This window comes from Acrocarpospora pleiomorpha, assembly GCF_009687885.1.
Taxonomy (GTDB): Bacteria; Actinomycetota; Actinomycetes; order Streptosporangiales; family Streptosporangiaceae; genus Acrocarpospora; species Acrocarpospora pleiomorpha.
Genome location: NZ_BLAF01000084.1, coordinates 17,954 through 41,881, shown reverse-complemented (window position 1 = coordinate 41,881; position 23,928 = coordinate 17,954). Strand labels below are relative to the sequence as shown.

The 23,928-nt window shown below is 67.8% G+C and carries 25 protein-coding genes; 9 read left to right on the top strand and 16 right to left on the bottom strand.

Annotated elements, in window-relative coordinates; genetic code table 11:
• Positions 1 to 97: 97 nt before the first annotated feature.
• Genes Aple_RS45820 through Aple_RS45810 form a run of 3 tightly spaced genes read right to left on the bottom strand, consistent with a single transcriptional unit; the run spans position 98 to position 2,523 of the window.
• Positions 98 to 691 carry a TetR/AcrR family transcriptional regulator gene (locus Aple_RS45820; RefSeq protein WP_155351079.1) on the bottom strand — a complete coding sequence of 198 codons (594 nt, stop codon included), beginning with the start codon at positions 689 to 691 and terminating at the stop codon, positions 98 to 100.
• Between the two features lie 58 nt (positions 692 to 749).
• On the bottom strand, positions 750 to 1,592 hold the full coding sequence (locus Aple_RS45815) for a class I SAM-dependent methyltransferase (protein ID WP_155351078.1): 843 nt from the start codon (positions 1,590 to 1,592) through the stop codon (positions 750 to 752).
• 28 nt (positions 1,593 to 1,620) lie between these two features.
• Positions 1,621 to 2,523 carry a sugar phosphate isomerase/epimerase family protein gene (locus Aple_RS45810; RefSeq protein WP_155351077.1) on the bottom strand — a complete coding sequence of 301 codons (903 nt, stop codon included), beginning with the start codon at positions 2,521 to 2,523 and terminating at the stop codon, positions 1,621 to 1,623.
• Between the two features lie 94 nt (positions 2,524 to 2,617).
• Between Aple_RS45810 and Aple_RS45805 the strand changes: the two genes are divergently transcribed.
• The 3 genes from Aple_RS45805 to disA all read left to right on the top strand — a co-directional run bounded on the left by Aple_RS45805 (position 2,618) and on the right by disA (position 6,077).
• Positions 2,618 to 3,316 (top strand): class I SAM-dependent methyltransferase, encoded by a 699-nt coding sequence (locus Aple_RS45805; RefSeq protein ID WP_155351076.1) that lies wholly within the window; start codon positions 2,618 to 2,620, stop codon positions 3,314 to 3,316.
• Positions 3,317 to 3,350: 34 nt separating this feature from the next.
• The gene (radA, locus tag Aple_RS45800; protein ID WP_155351075.1) at positions 3,351 to 4,778 is read left to right on the top strand and encodes a DNA repair protein RadA; all 1,428 of its coding nucleotides are present in this window, start codon (positions 3,351 to 3,353) and stop codon (positions 4,776 to 4,778) included.
• A gap of 213 nt (positions 4,779 to 4,991) precedes the next feature.
• Entirely contained in the window at positions 4,992 to 6,077 is a 1,086-nt protein-coding gene (gene disA, locus Aple_RS45795) for a DNA integrity scanning diadenylate cyclase DisA (RefSeq protein ID WP_246265343.1), read from the top strand.
• A gap of 13 nt (positions 6,078 to 6,090) precedes the next feature.
• Here the strand turns inward: disA and Aple_RS45790 are convergent, their stop codons facing one another.
• A complete protein-coding gene (locus Aple_RS45790; protein WP_155351073.1) occupies positions 6,091 to 6,771 on the bottom strand; it encodes a hypothetical protein in 681 nt (226 codons plus the stop codon).
• A gap of 95 nt (positions 6,772 to 6,866) precedes the next feature.
• On the opposite strand from Aple_RS45790, the gene Aple_RS45785 reads away from it, so the two are divergent.
• Positions 6,867 to 7,733 carry an HhH-GPD family protein gene (locus Aple_RS45785; protein WP_281361703.1) on the top strand — a complete coding sequence of 289 codons (867 nt, stop codon included), beginning with the start codon at positions 6,867 to 6,869 and terminating at the stop codon, positions 7,731 to 7,733.
• A 273-nt stretch (positions 7,734 to 8,006) separates the two neighbouring features.
• Complete coding sequence (locus tag Aple_RS45780; RefSeq protein WP_155351072.1) at positions 8,007 to 8,942, top strand: TIM barrel protein; 936 nt, start codon at positions 8,007 to 8,009, stop codon at positions 8,940 to 8,942.
• 48 nt (positions 8,943 to 8,990) lie between these two features.
• Here Aple_RS45780 and Aple_RS45775 read toward each other — a convergent pair whose 3' ends face one another.
• The 5 genes from Aple_RS45775 to Aple_RS45755 are packed head-to-tail and all read right to left on the bottom strand — an operon-like array spanning position 8,991 to position 12,356.
• Positions 8,991 to 9,983, bottom strand: a complete 993-nt coding sequence (locus Aple_RS45775) for an amidohydrolase family protein (protein ID WP_155351071.1) — start codon at positions 9,981 to 9,983, stop codon at positions 8,991 to 8,993.
• Entirely contained in the window at positions 9,980 to 10,345 is a 366-nt protein-coding gene (locus Aple_RS45770) for a VOC family protein (protein ID WP_155351070.1), read from the bottom strand. The genes Aple_RS45775 and Aple_RS45770 overlap by 4 nt, the downstream gene beginning before the upstream one ends.
• A complete protein-coding gene (locus Aple_RS45765) occupies positions 10,345 to 10,986 on the bottom strand; it encodes an RraA family protein (protein WP_155351069.1) in 642 nt (213 codons plus the stop codon). The genes Aple_RS45770 and Aple_RS45765 overlap by 1 nt, the downstream gene beginning before the upstream one ends.
• Positions 10,986 to 11,342 carry a VOC family protein gene (locus Aple_RS45760; RefSeq protein ID WP_155351068.1) on the bottom strand — a complete coding sequence of 119 codons (357 nt, stop codon included), beginning with the start codon at positions 11,340 to 11,342 and terminating at the stop codon, positions 10,986 to 10,988. Before Aple_RS45760 ends, Aple_RS45765 begins: the two co-directional genes overlap by 1 nt.
• Before the next feature lie 18 nt (positions 11,343 to 11,360).
• Positions 11,361 to 12,356, bottom strand: a complete 996-nt coding sequence (locus Aple_RS45755) for a tripartite tricarboxylate transporter substrate binding protein (RefSeq protein ID WP_170321999.1) — start codon at positions 12,354 to 12,356, stop codon at positions 11,361 to 11,363.
• A 235-nt stretch (positions 12,357 to 12,591) separates the two neighbouring features.
• Between Aple_RS45755 and Aple_RS45750 the strand changes: the two genes are divergently transcribed.
• The 3 genes from Aple_RS45750 to Aple_RS45740 are packed head-to-tail and all read left to right on the top strand — an operon-like array spanning position 12,592 to position 15,489.
• On the top strand, positions 12,592 to 13,413 hold the full coding sequence (locus Aple_RS45750) for a MurR/RpiR family transcriptional regulator (protein WP_170321998.1): 822 nt from the start codon (positions 12,592 to 12,594) through the stop codon (positions 13,411 to 13,413).
• Positions 13,410 to 13,952 carry a tripartite tricarboxylate transporter TctB family protein gene (locus Aple_RS45745; RefSeq protein WP_170321997.1) on the top strand — a complete coding sequence of 181 codons (543 nt, stop codon included), beginning with the start codon at positions 13,410 to 13,412 and terminating at the stop codon, positions 13,950 to 13,952. The genes Aple_RS45750 and Aple_RS45745 overlap by 4 nt, the downstream gene beginning before the upstream one ends.
• A gap of 7 nt (positions 13,953 to 13,959) precedes the next feature.
• Positions 13,960 to 15,489, top strand: a complete 1,530-nt coding sequence (locus tag Aple_RS45740; protein ID WP_218038859.1) for a tripartite tricarboxylate transporter permease — start codon at positions 13,960 to 13,962, stop codon at positions 15,487 to 15,489.
• Positions 15,490 to 15,807: 318 nt separating this feature from the next.
• Here the strand turns inward: Aple_RS45740 and Aple_RS45735 are convergent, their stop codons facing one another.
• The 6 genes from Aple_RS45735 to Aple_RS45710 form a co-directional block, all read right to left on the bottom strand.
• Complete coding sequence (locus Aple_RS45735) at positions 15,808 to 18,312, bottom strand: ATP-dependent Clp protease ATP-binding subunit (protein WP_155351064.1); 2,505 nt, start codon at positions 18,310 to 18,312, stop codon at positions 15,808 to 15,810.
• A gap of 273 nt (positions 18,313 to 18,585) precedes the next feature.
• Complete coding sequence (locus tag Aple_RS45730; protein WP_155351063.1) at positions 18,586 to 18,927, bottom strand: histone-like nucleoid-structuring protein Lsr2; 342 nt, start codon at positions 18,925 to 18,927, stop codon at positions 18,586 to 18,588.
• Positions 18,928 to 19,007: 80 nt separating this feature from the next.
• Complete coding sequence (locus Aple_RS45725) at positions 19,008 to 19,166, bottom strand: hypothetical protein (RefSeq protein WP_155351062.1); 159 nt, start codon at positions 19,164 to 19,166, stop codon at positions 19,008 to 19,010.
• Positions 19,167 to 19,401: 235 nt separating this feature from the next.
• The gene (locus Aple_RS45720; protein ID WP_170321996.1) at positions 19,402 to 19,932 is read right to left on the bottom strand and encodes an RDD family protein; all 531 of its coding nucleotides are present in this window, start codon (positions 19,930 to 19,932) and stop codon (positions 19,402 to 19,404) included.
• A gap of 430 nt (positions 19,933 to 20,362) precedes the next feature.
• Positions 20,363 to 21,502, bottom strand: coding sequence for an RDD family protein (locus tag Aple_RS45715; RefSeq protein WP_155351060.1), 1,140 nt, complete (start codon positions 21,500 to 21,502; stop codon positions 20,363 to 20,365).
• Between the two features lie 104 nt (positions 21,503 to 21,606).
• Positions 21,607 to 22,152, bottom strand: coding sequence for an amino-acid N-acetyltransferase (locus tag Aple_RS45710; RefSeq protein WP_155351059.1), 546 nt, complete (start codon positions 22,150 to 22,152; stop codon positions 21,607 to 21,609).
• 228 nt (positions 22,153 to 22,380) lie between these two features.
• Between Aple_RS45710 and Aple_RS55875 the strand changes: the two genes are divergently transcribed.
• The gene (locus Aple_RS55875) at positions 22,381 to 23,355 is read left to right on the top strand and encodes a C40 family peptidase (RefSeq protein ID WP_155351058.1); all 975 of its coding nucleotides are present in this window, start codon (positions 22,381 to 22,383) and stop codon (positions 23,353 to 23,355) included.
• 21 nt (positions 23,356 to 23,376) lie between these two features.
• Here the strand turns inward: Aple_RS55875 and Aple_RS56105 are convergent, their stop codons facing one another.
• Complete coding sequence (locus Aple_RS56105) at positions 23,377 to 23,766, bottom strand: helix-turn-helix domain-containing protein (protein WP_308805551.1); 390 nt, start codon at positions 23,764 to 23,766, stop codon at positions 23,377 to 23,379.
• Positions 23,767 to 23,928 lie beyond the last annotated feature (162 nt).

Here is a 23,928-nt window from a genome sequence, read left to right as displayed (position 1 = left end):
TGCCACCGTCATGACCAGCCCGATAATCGCTACCAGCAGCATGGCTCCTCCATCTCCGACACGTGACCACCATAGAACAATGCTCTGTAGCGATTGCTCAGGGGTCGACGTAACGCTGGATGGTCGGCCCGACCAGGGCGACGAGCTCCTCCGGGTCGGCCGATGCCATCGGTTCCATCTGCACAATATGGCGGGCCATAACCAAGCCGAACATCTGGGAGAACGCGGCCTCCATCCGCAGCAGGGGGATGCCGAGGGCGTCCGCCACCCGGCCCAGCAGGGCCTCCACCATGAACTCGCGGATCATCGCGACGACCTGGTCGTTGGTGACGGCGGACCGGAGCAGGGCGAGGACCGGCTCGCGGGCCTTCGGGTCGGCGGTGATGGTGAGGATGAAACGCACCAGGCGCTCGCCCACCTCCTCGCGGGGTCCGGTGACCAGGATGGGGACGAGCACGGCGGGATCGAAGGGGAGCCGCATCGCGGCGACGAAGACGCCCTCCTTCGTGTCGAAGTAGTGGTGCACGAGCGCGGGGTCGACGCCGGCCGCGCGGGCGATGCCGCGGATGGTCGCCTTGTCGAAACCCTTCTCGGCGAAGATCGCACGAGCGGCGGTGAGGATCTGGCCGCGCGTGTCGGAAACACCGGGACGACGCCCGGGACGACGCCCGGGGCCGCGTGACTCGCTCATATGCTCTTCGCCTGCTTACGCTTGGGCTCGACCCTATGCCCTCCGCCGGATCGTTGGGTCACGCGCCCTCCGTCAGGCCCACGGCCAGTTGCTTGAGATCCTGGAGGCCCGCGGGTTCGGTGAGGGCGGGGACGGTCTGGTGGGTGAGTGGTTTCACGCCGACCGCGAGGTATACCCGCATCGGGATGGTCATGTCCCCGTCCCGGAAGACGCGAAGGATCTCGCCGCGCTCCCGGTCGAGGAGTTCGTCGGCGGCGACCTCCGGCATCGACGCCACGTACGAGTGCGAGCGCAGATCGGTCAGGAAGTCCTCCACCCGGATCCGGCGCGTCCAGTACACCCACGTCTCCGAGACCTGGAGTCCCGCGGCGGCCATCGCGGCCCCGATCGGCGGCATGCTCCAGCCCGGCTGCGCGGGACCGGTGTAGCCCGGCAGGTCCGCCAGCCTGACCTGGCAGGCGGCCAGCCAGTCGGCCTTGCGCGCGTCCACCGTGTTCCACCAGCCCGCCACCGCGCCGCCTGGGCGGGCCACCCGGATCGCCTCGGCGATCGAGACCGTACGGTCCAGCCAGTGCCAGGACTGGGCGTACGTCACCAGGTCGGCCAGGCCGTCCCGGAGCGGGAGCGCGTTGCCGTCGGCGAGCAGGGCGGCGCCGGCCGTACGGGAGCGGAGGAAGGCGAGCATCCGGGCGGCGCGGTCCACCGCGACGACCCGGACGCCGCGATCCAGCAGCCCGCGCGTCGAGATCCCGGTGCCCGCGCCGACGTCGACGGCGAACGCGCCCTCGAACCGGATGCCGGACAGTTCGGTCAGCGCCGCGTAGAGGGCAGGCGGATATTCCGGGCGCGCGGCGTCATACGCCTCCGCCACCCGGTCGACGTCGAAGACCTGGTGGCTCATCTCTCGCCGTGGCTCATCTCGCGGCGGCTCATCTCTTCGCTGAGGAGGCGGCGAAGTGGAGCCGGGCGAAGGCCAGCGCCTCGGCCAGATCGTCGATCCGCTCGGTCCGGCCGACCGCCTTCCTCGTGTTGATCTCCAGCACGATCAGACCACCATAGCCCGCGTTCGCCAGCCGCTCCAGCATCTGCGCGCACGGCTGGTTGCCCCGGCCCGGCACCAGATGCTCGTCCTTGTTGGTGATCCCGCTCCCGTCGGCCAGGTGCAGGTGGGCGAGGCGATCCCCCAGCTTGGCCGCCATCTCCATGGCGTCGGACCCCGACACCGCCGTGTGCGACAGGTCCAGGGTCACCTGCGGAAAGTCGTGATCGACCGGATTCCAGTCCGGCGCGTACGGCACGACCTCGTTGCCCCGGGCCCGGAGCGGGAACATGTTCTCCACCGCGAACACGATGTCGGTCTCCTCCCGCATCCTGGCCAGCCCGACCTCGAAATCCCGGGCGTAGTCCCGCTGCCAGCGGAACGGCGGATGCACCACCACCGTCTCCGCCCCCAGCCGCTGCGCCGCGTCCCTGGCCCGCTCCAGCTTGGCCCACGGATCGCGCCCCCACACCCGCTGGGTGACCAGCAGGCAGGGCGCGTGCACGGCCAGAATGGGCAGCTCATAATGATCCCGCAGCCGCTCCAGGACTTCGACGTCCTGGCTGACCGGATCCTGCCCCACCATGATCTCGACACCGTCGTAGCCGAGCCGCGCCGCGAGTTCGAACGCGTCCGGCGTTCGCTCGGGGTAGACCGACGCGGTCGACAGCGCGATCTTGGCATTGGGGACGCGCACCACTTCCGCCTGGGGATGGGGGACCCGCGCGTCCTCCCGCTGGACACCGTCCGCGGGATCGTCTCCGCCGATGTAGGTCCGCTCGCCGGGGCTCATCCCCGGCTCCCCACCCGGACGCTCGCTCGCTCGCTCACCATTCCAGACTAAGCGAGCGAACCGCTGTGGCGGGCTAGCCGCCTATCGTGGTGCGATGCCGCGCATTCCGAAGGGCGCCGTACCGAGCCCGAACATCTGGCACAACCCCAAGATCTACGAGCTGGAGAACCGCGCGGTCGACCCCGACGGCGTGATCGACACGGCCATCCGCGCGGTACGCCCCTGGGAGTCCGCCACCGTTCTCGACATCGGCTGCGGCACGGGCTACCACCTGCCCGCGTACGCGTCGTCCGCCGCGCAGGTGATCGGCGTCGAACCCCATCCCAACCTGGCCGCCGTGGCCTCGCGCCGCTGCGCCCAGCTACGAAACGTCGCCGTCCACGTGGCCACCGCGCAGTCGCTCCCCGTCCCTGACGCGTCCGTGGACGTGGCCGTGGCCCGCTGGGCATATTTCTTCGGGCCTGGCTGTGAACCGGGGCTCAAAGAGCTTTCCAGGGCCGTACGGCGCGGCGGAGCCGCGTTCATGGTCGACCTGGACGGGTCCCGCGGATCCTTCGGGGAGTGGTTCCGGGCGACGGTGCCGACGTATTCGACGCGAACGGTGGAGGATTTCTGGTCCCGCCAGGGCTGGCAACGAGCAGAACTCGATCCCCGCATGGTGTTCACGCGCCGCGCGGACCTCGAAGCGGTCCTCCGAATCGAGTTCACGCCGGGAGTGTCGGCACGCGCCATCAGAGAGATCCCCGGCTTAGAAATCCCCTACCCAACAATTCTCCGCTGGCGGATCTTCTAGTGGGAATGTCGGTCCGGGCCGGTAGCCTCCGGGCGTGAGTAAAGCTGCGAAACCTTCGTACAGGTGTGGCGAGTGTGGCTGGGTGGCCGCCAAGTGGGTAGGGCGGTGTGGGGAGTGTCAGGCCTGGGGGACGGTTGAGGAGGCGGGGGTCAGGCAGGGCGTCAATGTGGTCAGGGGTGGGGCGGTTTCGGCGCCGGCTGTGCCGATTGGGCAGGTGAAGGCGGAGGTTGCGCATGCGCGGCCGACCGGGGTGGGTGAGTTGGATCGGGTGCTCGGTGGTGGCTTGGTGCCGGGGGCGGTGGTGTTGCTGGCTGGGGAGCCGGGGATCGGCAAGTCGACTCTGCTGCTGGAGGCGGCAGCCAGAACCGCCCAGCACGACACGGTTCTGTATGTGACGGGCGAGGAGTCAGCGTCGCAGGTCCGGATGCGGGCTGACCGGATCGGTGCCGTGGAGGACCAGCTCTATCTGGCCGCCGAAACCGATTTGGGAGCCCTCATCACCCATGTCGAGAAGGTTCAGCCCCGGCTGCTGATCGTCGACTCCGTGCAGACCATCGGGTCCGCCGATGCCACCGGTGTGCCTGGCGGGGTGACGCAGGTTCGCGAAGTGGCCGGCAACCTGACCCGGTTGGCCAAGGAACGTGGCATGTCCACCGTTCTGGTCGGCCACGTGACCAAGGACGGCTCGATCGCCGGGCCTCGCGTCCTGGAACACCTGGTCGATGTCGTGCTCCACTTTGAAGGCGACCGTAACTCGCGTCTCAGGATGGTCCGCGCGATCAAGAACAGGTTCGGCCCGATCGAGGAAGTCGGCTGCTTCGACCTGCACGAGCGCGGCATCACCGGCATCACCGACCCCAGTGGCCTGTTCATCTCCCGCCATCCGGAACCGGTTCCCGGCACCTGTGTCACCGTCACCATCGAAGGCACTCGCCCGATTCCCGCCGAACTCCAGGCCCTCGTCGGCCCGACCGAAGCGCCTCAACCCCGCCGGACGTCCTCCGGGCTCGACTCGTACCGCGTGGCCATGGTTTTAGCCGTCATGGAACGCCGCCTGAACGCCAAGATCAGCAAATGCGACGTGTTCACCGCGACCGTCGGCGGCATCAGACTCACCGACCCCGCCGTCGACCTCGCCCTGATGCTCTCGGTGGTCAGCGCCTTCGGCGACAGTCCCCTCCCGCACGGCCTGGTCGCCCTGGGAGAAGTCGGCCTGGCCGGTGAACTCCGCCCAGTCCGAGACGTGCGCCGCCGCCTCGCCGAAGCCGCCCGCCTCGGCTTCACCCGAGCCCTGGTACCCACCGGCTCACTCGTGGAGGACGCCCTCAAACTCAACCCCGCGCCCAGCCGCGGCGATCTCGTCGCGGTCCGCCCCACCGGAATCCGCACCACGAACTTCTCGCCCGGCTTCGACGTCACCGAAGCGGAGAACGTCTGGGACGCCCTGACACTCATCCGCTGACCGCGTCCCCACGAACTTCTCGCGCGGCTTCGACGTTACAGAAGCAGAGAACGTCTAGGGCGCCCGACGCACATCCGGTGAGCATGTCGTTACCCAGTTAAGCTGGACGGTGCTATGGGTCTGCTGAGTTGGGCAGCGGCGAGGCCGGACAAAACGGTCGCGAGGCGGATAGACCGTCTGGGCGCAGGGACACGACCAGCGGGGGTCACTGACGTGCACAACGACAAAGCCTGGGACGAGCGCCGACGAGCCACACTGGCCTCTCTCGCCCCTGGAACCGCGCTTCGCGACGGGCTCGAACGCATTCTGCGCGGCCACACCGGCGGCCTGATCGTCCTCGGATACGACAACACCGTGGAAGAACTCTGCACCGGCGGTTTCGAACTGGACGTCGAGTTCGCCGCCACCCGGCTCCGTGAACTCGCCAAAATGGACGGCGCGATCGTGCTCAACAGCGGCGATCTGCGCATCGTCCGCGCCGCCGTGCACCTGGTGCCCGACCCGGGCATCCCCACCGACGAATCCGGCACGCGCCACAGAACCGCCCAGCGGGTGGCCCGCCAGACCGAGTTTCCGGTCATCGCGATCAGCAAGTCGATGCGCATCATCGCGCTCTACCTCGACGGCGTGCGCTATGTCCTGGAGGAATCCGCCGCCATTCTCTCCAAGGCCAACCAGGCTCTCGCCACTCTAGAACGCTACAAACTCCGCCTCGACGAGGTCTCCGGCACCCTGTCCGCCCTCGAAATCGAGGACCTGGTGACCGTTCGCGACGTCTCCGCCGTGGTGCAACGCCTGGAAATGGTCCGCCGAATCTCCGTCGAGATCGAAGGGTATGTCGTGGAGTTGGGCACCGACGGGCGTCTCGTCTCCCTGCAACTCGACGAGTTGGTCGGCGGCGTGGAAGAGGACCGCGCCCTGACCATCCGCGACTATCTCCCGGCCCCGAGCGCCCGCCGCCCGCGCCGCTTCTCCGAGGCCGTCCACGACCTCGACAACCTCTCCGCCGTGGACCTCCTCGACCTCACCCGCGTGGCCCAGATCCTCGGCCACACCGGCCCGGACCCGCTCGACACCCCGGTGAGCCCGCGCGGCTTCCGCCTCCTGGCCCGAGTCCCCCGCCTCCCCACCACAATCGTGGACCGCCTCGTCGACCACTTCGGCGGCCTGCAAAAACTCCTCGCCGCCAGCATCGACGACCTCCAGGTCGTCGGCGGCGTAGGCGAAACCCGCGCCAGAAACGTCCGCGAAGGCCTCTCCCGCCTCGCCGAATCCTCAATCCTCGAGCGGTACGTATAAACCGAGTGCCACCTCACTTGAGCTGGAAGACGTTTCTGGAGCTTTTCAGGGTGCCGAAGCGGGCCAGGGCCACGTACTTGCCCTTGCGGGCGGTCGGGGGGTCGGCGGCGCAGTCGTTGCCGGAGAGGTAGCGGGGCCATTGGATGGAGCGGACGAAGGGGACGCCTCGGTGCAGGAGTTGGCGGTCGATGCCCTCGCCGGCCACGCAGTCGGCGGTGGACCAGATGCGCTGGCCGCCGGTGGAGACGCGCATTTCGAGGGCGCGGGGGCCCAGGTCGGCGGTGCAGGCGATCTGGCCGATGTTGACGACCGTGAGGAGGAATCCCGGGATCTGGTCGCCTTTGTAGATTTCCTGGCTGGCTCTCAGGCTCACGACCAGGTCGTTCGCGACGCACGGTTCGCCGTTCTTGCGCGCGGCGGGCGACGGGGACGGCGATCCATGGGTGGGACTGCCGGAAGGGTGTGGTGACGCGGCCGGTGGCGAGACCTTGGGCGACGGGAGCGAGACGACCATCGCGTCGGTTCCGCCCGACCCCGCCTTCGGAGTGGTCGTCGGCTTGTCCGAGCCGCTGGCGCACCCCCAGGCCACGACGGCCACCACCACGAGCATGCCGGTGAGCACCGACACCCGGCGGCGCCAGTAGACGTCACCGCCCTCGACTCCAACATCACCACGGAACGTGTCCGGATCCATACGGACAGTATGGAGAGTCGTGGTCCGCTCTCCATCACGCCTCGCCGAGGGAGATCGAGATGCGGAGTATGTACGGTGTCACACACCGCTAGAGTCTGACCGTGACTCTTCATGCCCCGATCCTCGACTGGTACGCGGAGCACAACAGAGACCTCCCCTGGCGCCGCCCCGAGGCTACTCCCTGGGGAATCCTGGTCAGCGAAATCATGCTCCAGCAGACCCCGGTCGTCCGGGTTCTCCCGATCTGGGAGGAATGGCTCACCCGCTGGCCCACCCCTGACGCTCTCGCCAAGGAACCGCCAGGCGAAGCCGTACGCCACTGGGGACGCCTGGGTTACCCCCGCCGGGCCCTGAACCTGCACGCCTGCGCGAAAGCCATCACGGCCGATTTCGACGGCACCGTCCCCGCGACGTACGACGAGTTGCGCGCGCTTCCGGGGATCGGGGACTACACGGCCGCCGCCGTGGCCAGTTTCGCGTACGGCGGGCGTCATGCCGTCCTCGACACGAACGTCCGCCGTGTCCTAGCGCGGGCGGTGCGCGGGGAGGAGTTCCCGCCGACCGCGACCACGGCGCCCGAACGCAAACTCGCCGAATCCCTCATCCCGCCCGTGGACGCTCCCCGCTGGGCGGTCGCCGTCATGGAACTCGGCGCCCTGATCTGTACGGCTCGCGCCCCCCGTTGCGCCGACTGCCCCGTTTCCGGGCGCTGCCAGTGGCTGCTGACCGGCAAACCCGCCCACGACGGGCCGCCTCGCCGTGGCCAGACCTACGCGGGAACCGACCGTCAGTGCCGCGGCGCCCTGCTCGCCGTCCTCCGCGACGCGCCCGGCCCGGTGCCCAAGGGCGCTCTCGACGCCGCCTGGTCCAACACCGCGCAACGCGAACGCGCCCTCGACGGCCTGCTCACGGACGGACTCGCCGAACTCCTCGACAACGATTTCTACGCCTTGCCGACGTAAGCTGTTCGCGCGACGGGATGTAGTACTACACTGTGTAGAGCGAATTCGGCCAAGTCTCGCCCAAGTGGATCACAAGTCGCCATTCTTACGGTGAGATCGCTGCCGACGTCACCCTAGCGGCTTACCGGGAAATCAGCTGCGGGGCGGACGCGTAGACCGGTGCACGAGAGCAAGCTCGCCGTACCGGGCCGGATTCCCGGCACGGAGGGACTCGTGTCCCATGCGGTCAGGACAGGTCGTGTGGGCCAATGGGGTCGGAGTTTGGAGGCATCGATGCGGCTGCGCCACGACGACGGGACGCTCGTTCACCTGGCCTACAACGCGGGTGTGCATCCCGCGGAGGACCTGGAGAACTTGATCGCGCACTTGACCAGGTATGCGGTGCCTGTGCGCAAGCGGCTGGGTGTGGACCGGCTCGGCATCGGCCTGTGGCTGGCGCCTCCGGTGGCCGACCACCTGATCGCCGACCGGATCGAGCTGGTACGGCTCCGCCGCTCGCTCGAGGAGCGCGGCCTCGAAGTCGTGAGCCTCAACGGCACGGGCGGCCGGAACCAGGAGGCTCCCGGTCCAGACTGGGCCAAGCCTGAGCGGTACCGGTACACGATGTCACTCGCGAAGATCCTGGCTTTCCTGCTGCCCGAGGATGTCCGGTTCGGCAGCATCTCCACGATTCCGATCGGGTGGCGGCGTGACTGGCCCGCCGACCTGCACTCGATCGCCTCACGCCGCCTGGAGCGGCTCTCCCGCGAGCTGCGCGGTCTCTCCAGCGTGACCGGCAAGACCATCCGCGTCGGGTTCGAGCCCTGGCCCGGCTGCGTCCTGGAAACCACCGAGCAGGCCCTGCAGCGTGTCTGCGGCATCGACTCCGAACACCTCGGTGTCTGCCTGGACGCCTGCCACCTCTCCTGCGGCACCGAAGAGACCGCCTCCGCCCTCCGCGGCCTGGCCATGGCCGGCGCCCCCGTCGTCAAACTCGGCCACGTCCACAACCACAGCCAGGAAATCCCCAGCACCCAGCCGGTCCTCCAGGACACCCTCACCGCCCTCCTCTCCGGCGCCGTCAACGGCAGCGCCCACATCGAGGTCGAGGCCCACGACTGGACCACCCCCAAAACCAAGGGCCCCGCCGCCCTGGTAGCCCGCCTAGCCGACGACCTCGACTGGACCCGCCGCAACCTCACCGCCCTAGGCCTCAAACTCGCCGCCTAAGCCCGCGGCACTCCACCCAGCCGAGGTGGCCGTGGATCTGCCGGCGGCCTACAGCTTGGCTCGGCTGTAGAGGCGGCGGGCGTTGCCGACGAAGATCTTCTCTTTGTCTTCGGCGGTGAGCCAGTCGATGTCGTCGACGAAGCTGATCGTGTCGTCGAAGGTTCTGCCCGTCTGCGGGTCGATGTTCTTGGCCGTGCCGAATGGTTCGGTGGCGAACAGGATGTTGTCGGCTCCGATCTTGCGGATGAGCATCTCCATCGAGTCGCGGTCGTAGACGGCGGTGTCGAAGTAGACGCGCTTGACCGCTTCCTCGAAAGGCTTGCGCTTGCCGCCGAGGTTGAGTGAACGCAGCCGGTTGAACTGGAACGGGATCGATCCGCCGCCGTGCGGGACGATCAGTTTCAGCTCGGGGATGTTGTCGAGCAGGTCGGACCAGCACAGTTCGAACACGGCCGCGGCGTCCACGTTGGTGTAGTGGGAGCCGTTCAGGTGCAGGGCCGGGTTCACGGTGGACGAGGCGTGGATGAGGCCCGGGACGTCCAGTTCCACCATCCGTTCGAACAGCGGATACCACGAACGGTCGCCCATCGGCGGGGTGAACGGCTGGCCGCCGCCCGCGACGTCCGGGTTGATGTTGCACCCCACGAAGCCCATCTCCTCGACGCACCGGGTGAGTTCGTCGAGGCAGTTGGCGGGGCTGACGCCGGGGGACTGCGGCAACTGGCAGGCGGGGATGAACCGGTCAGGGAACAGGTCGCAGACGCGGGCGATGAGGTCGTTGTTGACCTGGGTCCAGTACAGGCTGGTCTGCTCGTTTCCGACCTCGTGCCCCATCCCCGAAGCCCGCGGCGAAAAGATCATCTTGGCGACGCCGAGCCGGTCCATCCGCTCGATGTGCCCGCGCAGGGAGTCCCGGATCTCGTCGTCGCTGATCTTCAGCCCGCCCCGGGACTGCATGTTCAGGCGGCCGACCTGCCGCCCGCGGTAGGCGTCGAGCTGCGGCGGGGCGGTCGTGTAGTGAGCGTGTGAGTCGATGATCAACGGTATTCCTCGGTCAGTTGCCATTTCCCGCCGTGCGGGTCGGTGAAGTTGGAGACCCGCCGTCCGGTGGTGGCGACCAGATGCGCCTCCCGGGAGAACGACAGCCCGGCCGCCTTGAGGGCGTCGAGCGCGGCACGGTCGTCATCGGCGGCGAAGGCGATGTGGTCCACGGTCGTGCCGGTGACCGCGGGATCCTCGCGGATCTCCAGCAGCACCTGGTCCGGTCCTGGCAGGGCCATCTCCACCGACTGACGTGGGGGGCCGAACGCGCGTACCTGCCTCAGCCCGAGGGTGGTGAAGAAGGCGACGGCGTCCGCGAGCACGGGGACGCGCAGGTCGATGTGGTCGATCCGGGTCAGCATCAGACGCTCCCGCTCGGTGCCGATGACTGGGCCGATGACCGGGCCAGTGACTGGGCGATGGCGGCCCGTTTGACGTCCTCCTTGTCGCGGACCGCTTCGGCGGCGCTCGCGACGTGTTCGGCGTCGGCCAGCGAGACGACCACGACGCCGTCGGCGTCGCCCACGACGATGTCGCCGGGCGCCACGGCAACACCGCCGATGGCGACGACCGTGGCCAGCCGGGCCGGCCCGTTCTTGTACGGCCCGGCCGGGCTGACCCCTCGGGCGAAGACCGGCATCTGGAACGCGGCCAGCCCTTCGGCGTCGCGGACCACGCCGTCGATGACGAACCCGGCGATCCCGGCGGCCTTGGCCCGCCCCCCGATCAGCTCGCCGATCAGGGCGCGGGACAGGTCGCCACCGCCGTTGACCACCAGCACGTCGCCGGGACGGGCCTCGCCCAGCGCCTGATGGATGGCCAGGTTGTCGCCGGCGCGGGTCCAGATGGTGTACGCGCTGCCGACCAGTCTCGCGCCGGGCCACACCGTCTGGATGCCGCCGTCCAGCACGCCGAGCCGGTCCACGGCGTCGCCGATGTTGGCGGTGGGGATGGTGCGGAACCGGTCCAGCAGCGCCCGGGGTGCGCGTCGGAAGTCGGCCATCACTCGGCCAGCTGCCAGCGCTGGTACATCGGGTCCCGGAAGCTCGCCACCAGCCGGCCGCTGTTGGCCGCGACCTTGGCGTCCCTGGGAATCGGGACCCCGGCCCCGCGCAACTCCTCCACCGTGGCCGCGCAGTCGTCGACGCGGAAGGCGATGTGGTTGAGGCCGGGGGGCTCGGTGGCGTGGCCCGTGTGGAACTCGATGATCGTGCCCTCCGTGCCTGGTACGAGCATCTCGACCGCCTGACCGTGATGGTCGGTGCGGCGGACCTCGGTGAAGCCGAGTGTCTGGAAGAACGTCGACATGGCGTCGATGTCCGCGACGACTATCTCGATGTGATCGATACCGATGATCATCTTGCTCCTTTCAGGGTGTCAGTGACCGGCGATGATCTTCTCGGCGTCGGCCTCCTGCTGGGACCAGAAGGTCGCCAGGGCGGCACGGTCGCGGAACAAGATCTCGTACCCGGCGGCGTTGGCCTTGCTCGCCAGGTCGGGCGAGGACAGGGCCGCCTCGATGGCCGATTCGAGCGCGCCGGTGACGGCGTCCGGCGTGCCGGCGGGCGCCGCGATGGTGATCGCGCCCGAGGTGGTGATGTCGTACCCGGCGGAGGCGAGGGTGGGCACGCCGGGCAGGAGCGTGCTCGGTTCGGCGCTGGCGACCGCCAGGATGCGTACGTCCCCGCTCTTGTACGCGCTCTGCACGGCGCCGAGGCTGCCCACGGTGACCTGGATCTGGCCGCCCAGCAGCTGGGTGGTCTTGTCCGCCCCGCCGGTGTCCACCGTGACGACGTTGAACCTGACATCCGCGGCCTGTTGCAGCCCGGCCACGGTCAGGGTGTCATCGCTGGTGAGGTTGGTGCCACCGGCCAGGCTGATGGTGTCGGGCTTCTCCCGCGCGGCGGCGATCAGATCCTGGAGCGTGTCGAACGGGCTGTCCTTGCGGACGGCGATCACGGTCGGGCTGGTCGCCAGGCCGGCCACCGGCACGAACGAGTTCAGCCGGTACGTGACGTCCCGCTTGGCGTCCAGGTACGTCAGGCCGGACGGCATGTTCAGCGTGCCGATGGTGTACCCGTCGGGTTTCTTCGCCGACAGTTCGGTCAGCCCGATCGTGCCGCCCGCACCCGGCCGGTTGATGACCCGCACCTGTGAGCCCAGCTTCTCGCTCATCCCGGTGGCGACCAGGCGGGTCAGCACATCGGTGAAGCCGCCGGCGTCGAACGGGACGATGACCTCCACCGTCTTGCCGGCCGGGAAGCCGGCGTTCCCTTCGCCGGAACCGGCGGACGTGTTCGTGCAACCGGACGCCAGCACGGCCATGGCCACCGCGCCGGCAACTGCGACGATGCGACCTGTTCGTCCACGCATCGGATCTCCTTGAATTCGTGGCCGACTCGGAAACTGCCTTCCAGTCCTGCGGCCGTGCACAGAGTTGCAAGAGAACCTGCAATCAGTCAACCCCCCTTTAACAGGGAATTCTCCTTCTGGAATCAGATCTGTGCTATTGACAGCTTCGCCCCGATCCTGCAATCTCTCGCAGGTACGCAGGATCTCGAAGGGGGAGACAATGAGCTTCCGCTCACTGCTGTTGAGCAACCCACGAATGTTGACCCCGTCGGAGCAACGGGTGGTCGACGTGCTCATGCGCGACCTGCGTGAGTCGGTGTTCATGCCCGCGGCGCAGATCGCCGCGGCCGCGGGCGTGCACGAGTCCACCGTGATCCGCCTGGCCCGCAAGCTCGGCTACGCCGGTTACGCCGAACTGCGCGAGGCCATTCGGGAGGATGTCAAAGCCCTGGAGGGCGGCACCGCGCGGCTGGTGAAGCTGCACGAGTCGCGCGGCTACGACCTCAACGCCCTGGTTCAGGCCGAGGCGACCGCACTCCTGAAGCTACCCGACCATCTCTCCCAGAAGGACCTGGACGACGCGGCCCGGCAACTGCTGGACGCCAGACGGATCTACATCTACGGCAACCACTACGCCGCGCCGCTGGTCACCTTCCTCGACCGGCGGCTGCGCATGCTCGGCCTGCTCGTGCACCCGATCCCGCCCACGGCCGAACGGGACCTGGGCGAGCATCTGATCTCCGTGGGTGACGGCGATGTGCTCTTCGCCTTCGCGCTGCGGCGGGTGCCGCCCAACCTGAACCGGATGCTCGCCCACGTCGGCAACGTCGGCGCCGGCAGCATCGTGCTCACCGACGTGCACGGCCTGCCGTTCGCGCCGGCGCCGGACCGCCTGCTGATCGCTCCGCGCGGCGTCGATGACGACTTCCGTACCCAGGTGGTTCCGCACCTGGTCTGCTACGCGCTCCAGCTCGCCCTCTACCATCTGGCGCCCGAGCGGTGCGAGGCCGCCCTGGAGAACCTGGAGAACCTGCACCGGGCCATCGCCGCACCATCGGCCTCGCGGGAGCGGCGGTGAACGTCGAGACGCGCCGCGAGCCGGACCTCTCCCCGGAATCCGCCGAACCGCCGGGGGACGCGGTCCGGACCGGGAACCTCGTCGGCGCCCTGGCCGCCTTCGTCGTGGGCGCCTACGTCGCGATCGCCGGCATCGGGTACGGCTTCGGCAGCGCGGCCCGGCCCGGCGCGGGAGTGTTCCCCTTCGCCATCGGCGTGCTGATGGCGGGGCTCGCCCTGGCGTGGGCAATCATGACCGTCACAGGCCGGACACCGTCTGGTGAGACACCGTCCCGGCCGGAGCGCCGGGGAGTGTTCCGGATCGTCATGACGATGGTCGCCGCCGCCGGCTTCGTCACCCTTGTCGACGTGCTCGGCTACCAGCTGACCATGTCGGCCGTCATCGCCATGCTGCTGGCGACCGTCGCCCGGGTCCGCTGGTGGCTGGTCGTGACCATCGCCCTGGTCATGGGCATCGGCAGTTACGCCCTGTTCGTCAACGGGCTCGGCGTCTCGCTGCCCGCGGCCGGCATCCCGGCGCTGCACCACCTCGGACTGTGAGGCACCCTTGTTCGATCAACTGCTCCAGGGCTTCGGCACCATCCTCACGCCGCAGAACCTGGCGTTCGCCCTGCTCGGCTGCGTTCTGGGCATGCTCGTCGGCGTACTGCCGGGGTTCGGGCCGGCCGCGGCCACCGCTCTGCTGCTGCCGGTGACCCTCACCCTGCCAGCGGTCACCGCGATCATCATGCTGGCGGCCATCCTCTACGGAGCCGCGTACGGCGGGACCATCACCGCCGTACTGATCAATGTGCCGGGCGAGACCTCGTCGGTGGCCACCACCCTCGACGGCTACCAGATGGCCCAACAGGGCCGTGCCGGTCCCGCCCTGGCCATCGCCGCGATCGGCTCCTTCGTCGGCGGGCTCGTGGGCGTCCTGGGCTTCGTCGTGGCCGCCCCGCTCAGCCGGTTCGCGCTGGCCTTCGGCCCCGCCGAGTTCTTCGCCCTCACCCTGCTCGGCCTGACCCTGGTCATCGGGCTGGCCAGCGGGTCGACGCTGAAGGCGCTCATCGCCGCCTCCCTCGGCCTGCTGCTCGGCGTCGTCGGCCTGGACCCGCTCAACGGCGTCGCCAGGTTCACCTTCGGGAGCCAGCAGATCCTCGACGGCCTCAACCTCGTCCCCGTCATCATGGGCCTGTTCGGCCTGTCCGAACTGCTGCTGAGCATCGAGCGCTCGGTCGCCTCGGCCGCGGCCATCAAGGTCGGCAAGGTGCTGCCCACCCGGGACGACCTGCGCCGATCGGCCCTGCCCATCGCCCGGGGCTCGGTCGTGGGCTTCGCGACCGGCCTGCTGCCGGGCTCGCCCGGGGCGGTGGCCGCGTTCGGCTCGTACGTGCTGGAGAAGCGGCTCTCCCGGCACCCGGAACGCTTCGGCCACGGCGCCGTCGAAGGCGTCGCCGCGCCCGAGTCCGCCAACAACGCCAACGCGGTGTCCGGCATGATCCCGCTGTTCACGCTCGGCATCCCGACCTCGGCCACCATGGCGGTCATGATGGGCGCGTTCATCATCAACGGCCTGGTGCCCGGCCCGCTGCTCTTCCGTGACCACCCGGACGTGGCCTGGGGCATCATCGCCAGCATGGTGGTCGGCAACGTGATCCTGCTGGCCCTCAACCTGCCGCTGGTCCGCATCTGGATCACCTGTCTGCGCATTCCCTACCCCACCCTGTACGTCCTTGTCGTCGGGTTCATGCTGGTCGGCGCGTACACGCTGGATGGGTCGGTGTTCAACGTCGTGGTCATGGTGGCGGCCGGCATCCTCGGATACGTGCTGCGCAAGATCGACATACCGCTGGCCCCCGTGGCGCTGACGCTCGTCCTGGGGCCTCTGATGGAACGCTCCCTGTCGAACGCTCTGCAGATCTCGCGCGGCAGCCCGTCCATCTTCCTCGACAGTTCGATCGCCATGACCCTGCTCGTGGCGACCGTGATGGTGCTCGCCCTGGCCACGATGAAGACGCCGCTACGCACGCTGGCTCGGGCGGTCGCCGCTCGGACCCGCCAGGGTCCGTCCACTGACACCAGCCCAAAGGCTTGAGGACCGTAACGGGTAGGTGGCGAAAGCCACGGCAACCTCGGGGCCGGGTGGAGCCCGGACAAGCACAAAAGGGCGGGCGGGTGGGAGTTCCACGGCAAGCATTCAGAACCCGGACGGCCATCCTCGATCGCACAACGCCCCGGCCGTCAGGCGTATGGGGGAATTCGCCCCGTCTCCATACCATCCGGCGGAGACAGCGAAGTGCCCCGGGACGCGAAGAAAAGTCGCGCCCTCAAGCGCCCAGCCGCCGATCCAACCCCCGGCAAAAGCGCAGCACCCCCCGCCGAGCCAACGGCGAGGGGTGCTTTAGCGGTTCAATTACTTCTGGATCGTCTCCACGATAGACGCGGCGGAGTCAGGGACCTGAGGGGTCTTGTTTTCGCCGACGAAGGTGAAGATGGCGGCGTCGCCTTCGCCTTCGATGTCGATTTTGACGATCTGGCCAGGGCGGAGTTCGCCGTACAGGATTTTCTCGGAGAGGGAGTCTTCGAGTTCCCGCTGGATGGTCCGGCGAAGCGGGCGGGCGCCGAGGACGGGGTCGTAGCCCCGGTCGGCGAGGAGCTTCTTCGCGGCGGGGGTCAGGTCGAGACCCATGTCCCGGTCCTTGAGGCGGGCGTCCACCTGGGCCAGCATCAGGTCGACGATCTTGATGATCTCGCCCATGGTGAGCTGGTGGAAGACGACGGTGTCGTCGACGCGGTTGAGGAACTCGGGCCGGAAGTGCTGCTTGAGCTCCTCCTGGACCTTCGACTTCATCCGGTCGTAGTTTCCTTCGACATCGTTGCTCTTCGCGAACCCGACCCCGATGCCCTTGGAGATGTCCCGGGTGCCGAGGTTGGTGGTCATGATGATGACCGTGTTCTTGAAGTCGACCACCCGGCCCTGGGCGTCGGTCAGGCGACCGTCCTCCAGGATCTGCAGCAGCGAGTTGAAGATGTCGGGGTGGGCCTTCTCGATCTCGTCGAACAGGACCACGGAGAACGGCTTGCGCCGCACCTTCTCGGTGAGCTGGCCACCCTCCTCGTACCCGACATAACCGGGCGGGGAGCCGAACAGCCGGGAGACGGTGTGCTTCTCCATGAATTCGGACATGTCCAGCATGATCAGCGCGTCCTCGTCCCCGAACAGGAACTCGGCGAGCGCCTTGGAGAGCTCGGTCTTACCGACGCCGGACGGGCCGGCGAAGATGAACGAGCCGCCGGGACGGCGCGGGTCCTTCAGACCGGCGCGGGTGCGGCGGATCGAGCGGGACAGGCCCTTGATGGCGTCGTCCTGGCCGATGATCCGCTTGTGCAGCTCGTCTTCCATCCGGAGCAGTCGCTGGGACTCCTCCTCGGTGAGCTTGAAGACGGGGATGCCGGTGGCGGTCGCGAGCACCTCGGCGATGAGCTCCTCGGTGACCTCGGCCACGACGTCCATGTCGCCGGCCTTCCACTCCTTCTCCCGGCGCTCCCGCTTGATCTGGAGCTGCTTCTCCTGGTCGCGCAGGGCGGCGGCCTTCTCGAAGTCCTGCGCGTCGATCGCGGACTCCTTGTCCCGCCGGACGTTCGCGATCTTCTCGTCATACTCCCGGAGGTCCGGCGGAGCGGTCATCCGGCGGATGCGCATCCGGGACCCGGCCTCGTCGATGAGGTCGATCGCCTTGTCGGGCAAGAAACGGTCGCTGATGTAGCGGTCCGCCAGCTGGGCGGCCGCCACCAGGGCGCCGTCGGTGATGGAGACGCGGTGGTGCGCCTCATACCGGTCGCGCAGGCCCTTGAGGATCTCGATGGTGTGCGACAGGGACGGCTCGGCCACCTGGATGGGCTGGAACCGGCGCTCGAGCGCGGCGTCCTTCTCCAGGTGCTTGCGATACTCGTCCAGCGTGGTCGCGCCGATGGTCTGCAGCTCGCCACGGGCCAGCATCGGCTTGAGGATGCTGGCGGCGTCGATCGCGCCCTCGGCGGCGCCCGCGCCGACGAGCGTGTGCAGCTCGTCGATGAACAGGATGATGTCGCCGCGAGTGCGGATCTCCTTGAGCACCTTCTTCAGGCGCTCCTCGAAGTCACCCCGGTAGCGGGAGCCCGCCACCAGCGCGCCCAGGTCGAGCGTGTAGAGCTGCTTGTCCTTGAGCGTCTCCGGCACCTCGCCCTTGACGATCTTCTGGGACAGCCCCTCCACCACGGCGGTCTTGCCGACGCCGGGCTCGCCCACCAGGACGGGGTTGTTCTTGGTGCGGCGGGACAGCACCTGCATGACCCGCTCGATTTCCTTCTCCCGGCCGATCACCGGGTCCAGCTTGCCCTCCCGGGCCGCCTGGGTCAGGTTGCGGCCAAACTGGTCAAGCACCAAGGAGGTGGACGGCGCGGCCTCCTGGGGACCACCCGCCGCGGCCGGCTCCTTGCCCTGGTAACCGTGCAGCAACTGGATGACCTGCTGCCGCACCCGGTTCAGGTCCGCGCCCAGCTTCACCAGCACCTGGGCCGCCACACCCTCACCCTCGCGGATGAGCCCGAGCAGGATGTGCTCGGTGCCGATGTAGTTGTGACCCAACTGCAGGGCTTCACGGAGCGACAGCTCAAGGACCTTCTTGGCCCGTGGGGTGAAGGGAATGTGCCCCGACGGTGCCGACTGGCCCTGGCCGATGATCTCCTCGACCTGCTGACGCACGCCTTCAAGACTGATGCCCAGGCTCTCCAGAGCCTTGGCGGCAACGCCTTCACCTTCATGGATCAAGCCAAGAAGAATGTGCTCAGTACCGATGTAGTTGTGGTTGAGCATCCGGGCCTCTTCTTGGGCCAGGACGACAACCCGACGCGCACGGTCGGTGAACCTTTCGAACATCTCGTCGCTCCTCACAGAGCGGTCAGACGCGCCCGGATGATCCGGCCCCGTCGTTCCGCATGCCAGCTCTGGCCCGGCGACCGCTTCTATGACAGGAGACGTTCCCCGGGCGCAGGGCGTTCACCCTCCATCCAACTACCGATCGGGGGCCAGGTGTTCCCGATACGCCGCAAGCGAACGACGTTTATTACCTGATAACGCGATCGTGCGGTCATGCAGGCCGTCAGAGAACCGACGATCGGCATAACCGCACGATCAAGAAGTAGCGGCGACTTAGTGCGCCGCGTCGTAGGCCTCGACGATCGAGGCGGCAATCCGGCCGCGCTCGCTCACCGGGTGGTTGTTGGCCTTGGCCCAGGCGCGGATCTCCGCGCTCTTCTCCCGGGTCATGGCCCGCTGGGTCCCACCGCTTCCACGACGACGGCCCCGCGTTGACCCGCTTTCGCCCTTGCGGGCGCTGGAGACGAAAGGCGCCAGGGCTTCCCGAAGCTTCTTGGCGTTGCTGTCGCTCAGGTCAATCTCATAAGGCAGGCCGTCAATCGCGAAGGTGACCGTCTCATTGGCCTCGCCACCATCGAGGTCGTCGATGAGAATCACCTGCGTGTGCTTGGCCATCCGGCAATCCTTTCGGCAGAGCATAGTTTGATTCGTCAGCCAAACATATACCCAGTTACCCCGGATGACAATTCGAGCGGTCAGTATTCTCCGGAAGAGGTCTTGTCGGATGGCTCTTCTCCCGGTTCGCGCCTTGCGCGCAGTCCGGCGGCGTCCGAACGTACCAACTTAACCACGCCGTAGACGACTGCCGCGCCGACCAACAGCGGCGGTATCAACGCGGAGATTACCTCAGTCATTCCTCATCACTCCCTTGGGGTCCGCTGCTCGCCGGATTCAACCGGAAGCCCTGTGAAATAGGGGGAACCGACGCCTGATGACCCGTCGAGGTGCGCCTGTCCATAGCCTCCACCGCGCGGGAAGTATCCTCTGCGGTGGTCAGAACGCTTACCCGATAGAACAAAATCGTACCCAGGAATGGCAGTGGGGTGACCGCCAGGGCGGTCACCCCACTCATTGGAACGCGACGCCTGACTAGAGCTTCACCACGACGGTTCCGGCGACCTTGTCGTGAATCGCCTGCTGGAGCGGCTTGTCCCAGAGCGGCCAGAGGACGTTCACCAGGCTGAAGAGCCCGCCCAGACCGTTGAGGATCCAATTGAAGGCGAGCAGCTGCGGCCCCCATAGTACGCCGATCCGCTTGGCCAGAGTCTCGGTGTCGAGACCCCCGTGAACGCTTCCGCCAAGCTTGACGATGCGGATCTTCATGACCTTCTTGCCGATTGTCTGGCCGTCACGCGAGGTCATGAAGTACTCGTATGCGGCGTACAGCAGGAAGCTGACGATCGACGAGATCAGCAGACCGAGGAAGGAAGGAGTGGACACCGTTGTGCTGGTGCCCAGGAACTCGATCGTCTCGGTGGTGGAGAACGCGCTCTGGATGATCCTGCTGATAATGAGGTAGACGACCACGCCGAGGATAAGGCCATCGATCAGGCGCGCCACCAATCGCTGCCACCACTCGGCAAGTGGCGCCGGGACTCCCGGCGGGAGTGGCATGCCCATCGGCGCGTTGTAAGCGCCGGCGGACGGGTATCCACCAGCCGGCGGGTAAGCGCCGGGCTGCTGATATCCACCGGGCTGCTGCTGCTGATATCCACCAGGCTGTTGCTGATAACCAGGCTGCTGTTGCTGATATCCACCAGGTGGCGGGTATCCGCCTTGGGGTGGGGGGTATCCGCCTTGAGGCGGCGGGTATCCACCCGGAGGGGGAGCCGACCCATAGGGGTTCTGGCCGGGGGGAGGTTCCGGGTTCATTTGGTTACCTCTCGTGACATGACGGGTGTTCTAGGTCCCATCGCACGGTAGCAGTAACCCGTTACGGCTTTTGCGGTGTTATTTCGGATGGAACGATGCGAACACGCTGCGTGCACGAATGCGGGGCCGATGGTTCGTTCCATCGGCCCCGCTCCGTGTTTGCTGCGGTTCTATGTCACTATTTGACCTTGACGACCACCGTGTTCGCCGCCTTGTCCAGAAGGGACTGCTGCAACGGCTTATCCCAGAGTGGCCAGAGCAGACCCACGAGCCAGTACAGGTACACGAGCCAGGCGCCAATCACCCGGATTCCCGGAATCCACGTCAACACCAACGGCCCGGCGAGCGCGCCCGCGCGGCGCAAGGCGGCGTCATTGTCGAGACCGCCATCAAGGCCGCGCCCCACGCGCACCACCTTGATTCCCATAACGATCTTACCGAGCGTTTGGCCGCGCTCCTTCAGCATCAGGAATTCGTAGCCGAAGAGCGCGAGTGTCGCGATGAGCGCGGGCACCAGGTAGACGAGGAACGTCCCTGGCGTGACTGTTTGCGTCTCGATGTCGAAGCGGTCGGTGCTCGCCCAAATGCCCCCGGCGATGATTCCGAGCGCGATGAGCACGACGCCGTACAACGCGACGTCGATGATCCGCGCCACCAGCCGCTGCCACCATTCGGCCAGCGGCGCCGGCGCGCCCGGCGGAATGGGCGCCGGGCCATAGCCGTAACCCTGCGGCTGCCGGTAACCGGGCGGGCCGTAGCCCTGCGGCGGCCCGTAGCCGGGCGGCGGATAACCCTGCCCGTAACCGGGCGGCGGGTAGCCGGGCTGCTGACCGTACCCCGGCTGCTGGCCATAACCAGGCTGGGCCTGTCCGGGCTGCTGACCGTACCCCGGCTGGGCCTGTCCGGGCTGCGTGTGGCCGTAAGGCTGCGGCCCGCCCTGCTGACCGTAACCCCCGTACTGCTGCTCCTGGCTGTATCCCTGCTGCCCATACCCCTGCCCGTAACCCTGACCGGGCTGGGACTGGCCGTAACCCTGGCCATAACCGTTCTGCCCGTTCCCAGGCGGTGGTGGCGGTGGGGCCGGCTGCCGCGGGTAGCCCTGGCCGTAGGCGCCGGTGCCACCCGCCTGTCCGTACGCCCCTGACGCCGGCGGGCCATATACCGGCCGCGACCCGGTTCCGGCGGGATTGCGGCTCATGATGGTGACGTCGGGATCGAATTCCTGCGCGGGCTGTTCCGCGCCCTGCTCCCCGCGTTCGGGCGGCGCCGACGCGTCGCCGGCCGAATCGTCCTGCGGGTACGGCGGCTGGGTGCTCACCGTGTCACCTCACTTCGCGTTCGGGCATGGCACACGTTAGATATACCCAAGCTAACCAGCGCCGATTCCACGGTCGCCATTCCCCCCTGGTTAAGGAACCCGAGTCAGACCGCCGGCCGGAGATGCAGAATCATGCGCGTGTTGCCCAGCGTGTTGGGCTTCACATGTTCCAGGTCGAGGAATTCCGCGACACCTTCGTCATAGGAGGCGAGCAGCTCCGCGTACACCTCCGGCGAGACCGGTGTGCCGTTGATCGGCACGAATCCGTGCCGGGCGAAGAAGTCGACTTCGAAGGTGAGGCAGAAGACGCGGTGCACGCCGAGCTCGCGGGCGGTCTCGATGAGCGCGGCGACGATCCGGTGCCCCAGGCCCAGCCGCCGGGAGCCCGGGTCCACGGCCACGGTCCGGATCTCGGCCAGGTCCTCCCAGAGCACGTGCAGGGCGCCGCAGCCGACCACCACCCCGTCCACCTCGGCGACCCAGAACTCCTGCACGTCCTCGTACAGCGTGACGGTGGATTTCTTCAGCAGGCGCCGCTCGATGCCGGAGTGGGAGTCGACGAACTGCCGGATCACCCGCACATCGGCCGTGCGGGCCCGGCGCACCACCACCGATTGCGGGACTGTCTGCTCGACCGACTGCACCACCATGCTGAGAAGCGTAGTAGCCCGGCGCTCATGGCTCGCGAATATCGGCCCTGCCGATAACCCGAAAAGCTCGCCCAGAGTAGCCACACGCTCGCGTTATGCGCATATCGCGTGTGACCTGGTCGTGATCGTTCGGTTGCTGAATCTAGACGGAATCCTCAGTTTCGGTTGAGGACGAACCGGACGTGCACTAATGTCCAGCGGGACCACGGCCCCGGAGAAGGAGATTGCTTGCGCACTCGAATCCTTGGGCGGCTCACCGTCCTCGGCGCCGCGCTCGCCATCATCACCGTGGGCGCTCCGCTGGTTTCGGCCACAGCCGATCCGGAGCCCACCCTCAAAGAGCTGACCAAAGAGGTGGAGAACCTCTACATCGAGATCGAGACGCTCACCGAGGAGCACAACGGCGAGAAGGTCCGGCTCAAGGAGGCCGAGCGCGCGGCCCAGCTGGCCAAGACCACGCTGACCAAGAGCGAGGCCGACCTGGAGGAACGCCGCCTGAAGGCCAGCCTGTTCGCGCAGAACTCCTACATGACGGGCGGCGCGGCGACCGGCTTCGGCCTGATGAGCGCCGCCGACCCGGACAGCTACCTGGACATCGCCTCGACCACCTACGCGCTGCAGCTCCAGACCGGCGAGCAGGTGCTCCAGGTCGAGAAGGCGATGGAGACCGCCAAGCGGGCCAGAGAGGGTGCCAAGGCCCGCCAGGACGAGGTGGCGAAGCTGCTCAAAAGCATCGGCTCCCGGCAGGACAAGATCCGCAAGCTGATCAAGAAGACGGAGAGCTCGCTCTACCGCCAGGTCGCGGGCAAGGTCAGCCGGGCCACCCGGCTGTCGCTGCCGGTGGTCGGCGACGGCAAGGCCGCCCAGGCGGTGCGGTGGGCGCTCACCCAGCAGCTCAAGCCGTACGTGTGGGGGGCCGAGGGGCCGAATTCCTACGACTGCTCCGGCTTGATAATGGCCGCCTACCAGCGGGTGGGGATCAGCCTGCCGCACTACACCGGCGACCAGTGGACGGCCGGCACCCACGTCAGCCGCGACGACCTGCGCCCAGGCGACCTGGTGTTCTTCTACAGCGACCTGCACCACGTGGGCATGTACATCGGCGGCGGCTACATGGTGCACGCGCCGCGGACCGGCGACGTGGTCCGGGTGGCCCCGATCGGCAACCGGCCGTTCGCGGGCGCCGTCCGGATAGCTGATTGATCTGATCCCGCCGGAGCGGGATCAGATCAGCCGGCGGCGAGCCGCCCAGGCGACCGCCTCAATCGCGGTCGCGACTCCAATCCGATCGCAGATACCCCGGAGCCTGCGCCGGACCGTGCGGCCGCTCACATCCAGCCGACGGCCTACCCGGTCCACCGTGACACCTTTCGCCAGCTCGGCGAGAAGCAGCAGTTCGTCATCGGTGAGACCGGCGCGCTCGATGTCCAACTCTTTTCGGACAACCTCGCTCCGGGCAACCTCGCTCCGGGCAACCACCTCAGAAAACGACATCGTGAGCCCCTCTCCCACGACGAATGATTTTCGCCACCCTTCGGGAAGGTAAACGCCGTCGTGAAAGGTCGTCAAGCAGCCGCATTGACTTGGCAAGCACTTCGTGAAGAACTGGATCATGTCCGCACCCCGGAATCGGCAGTCCGCGTGCCCGCCGATCAGGGACGGCTCTCGCGGGTCAAGCCCGCGCCAGGCCGCTGACCGCGGCGGCCGGACTTACCCGGTCGGAACAAGATTGTCTCCATTGGACGGCGCTGCAACACGATTGCAAGTTCCGTGACA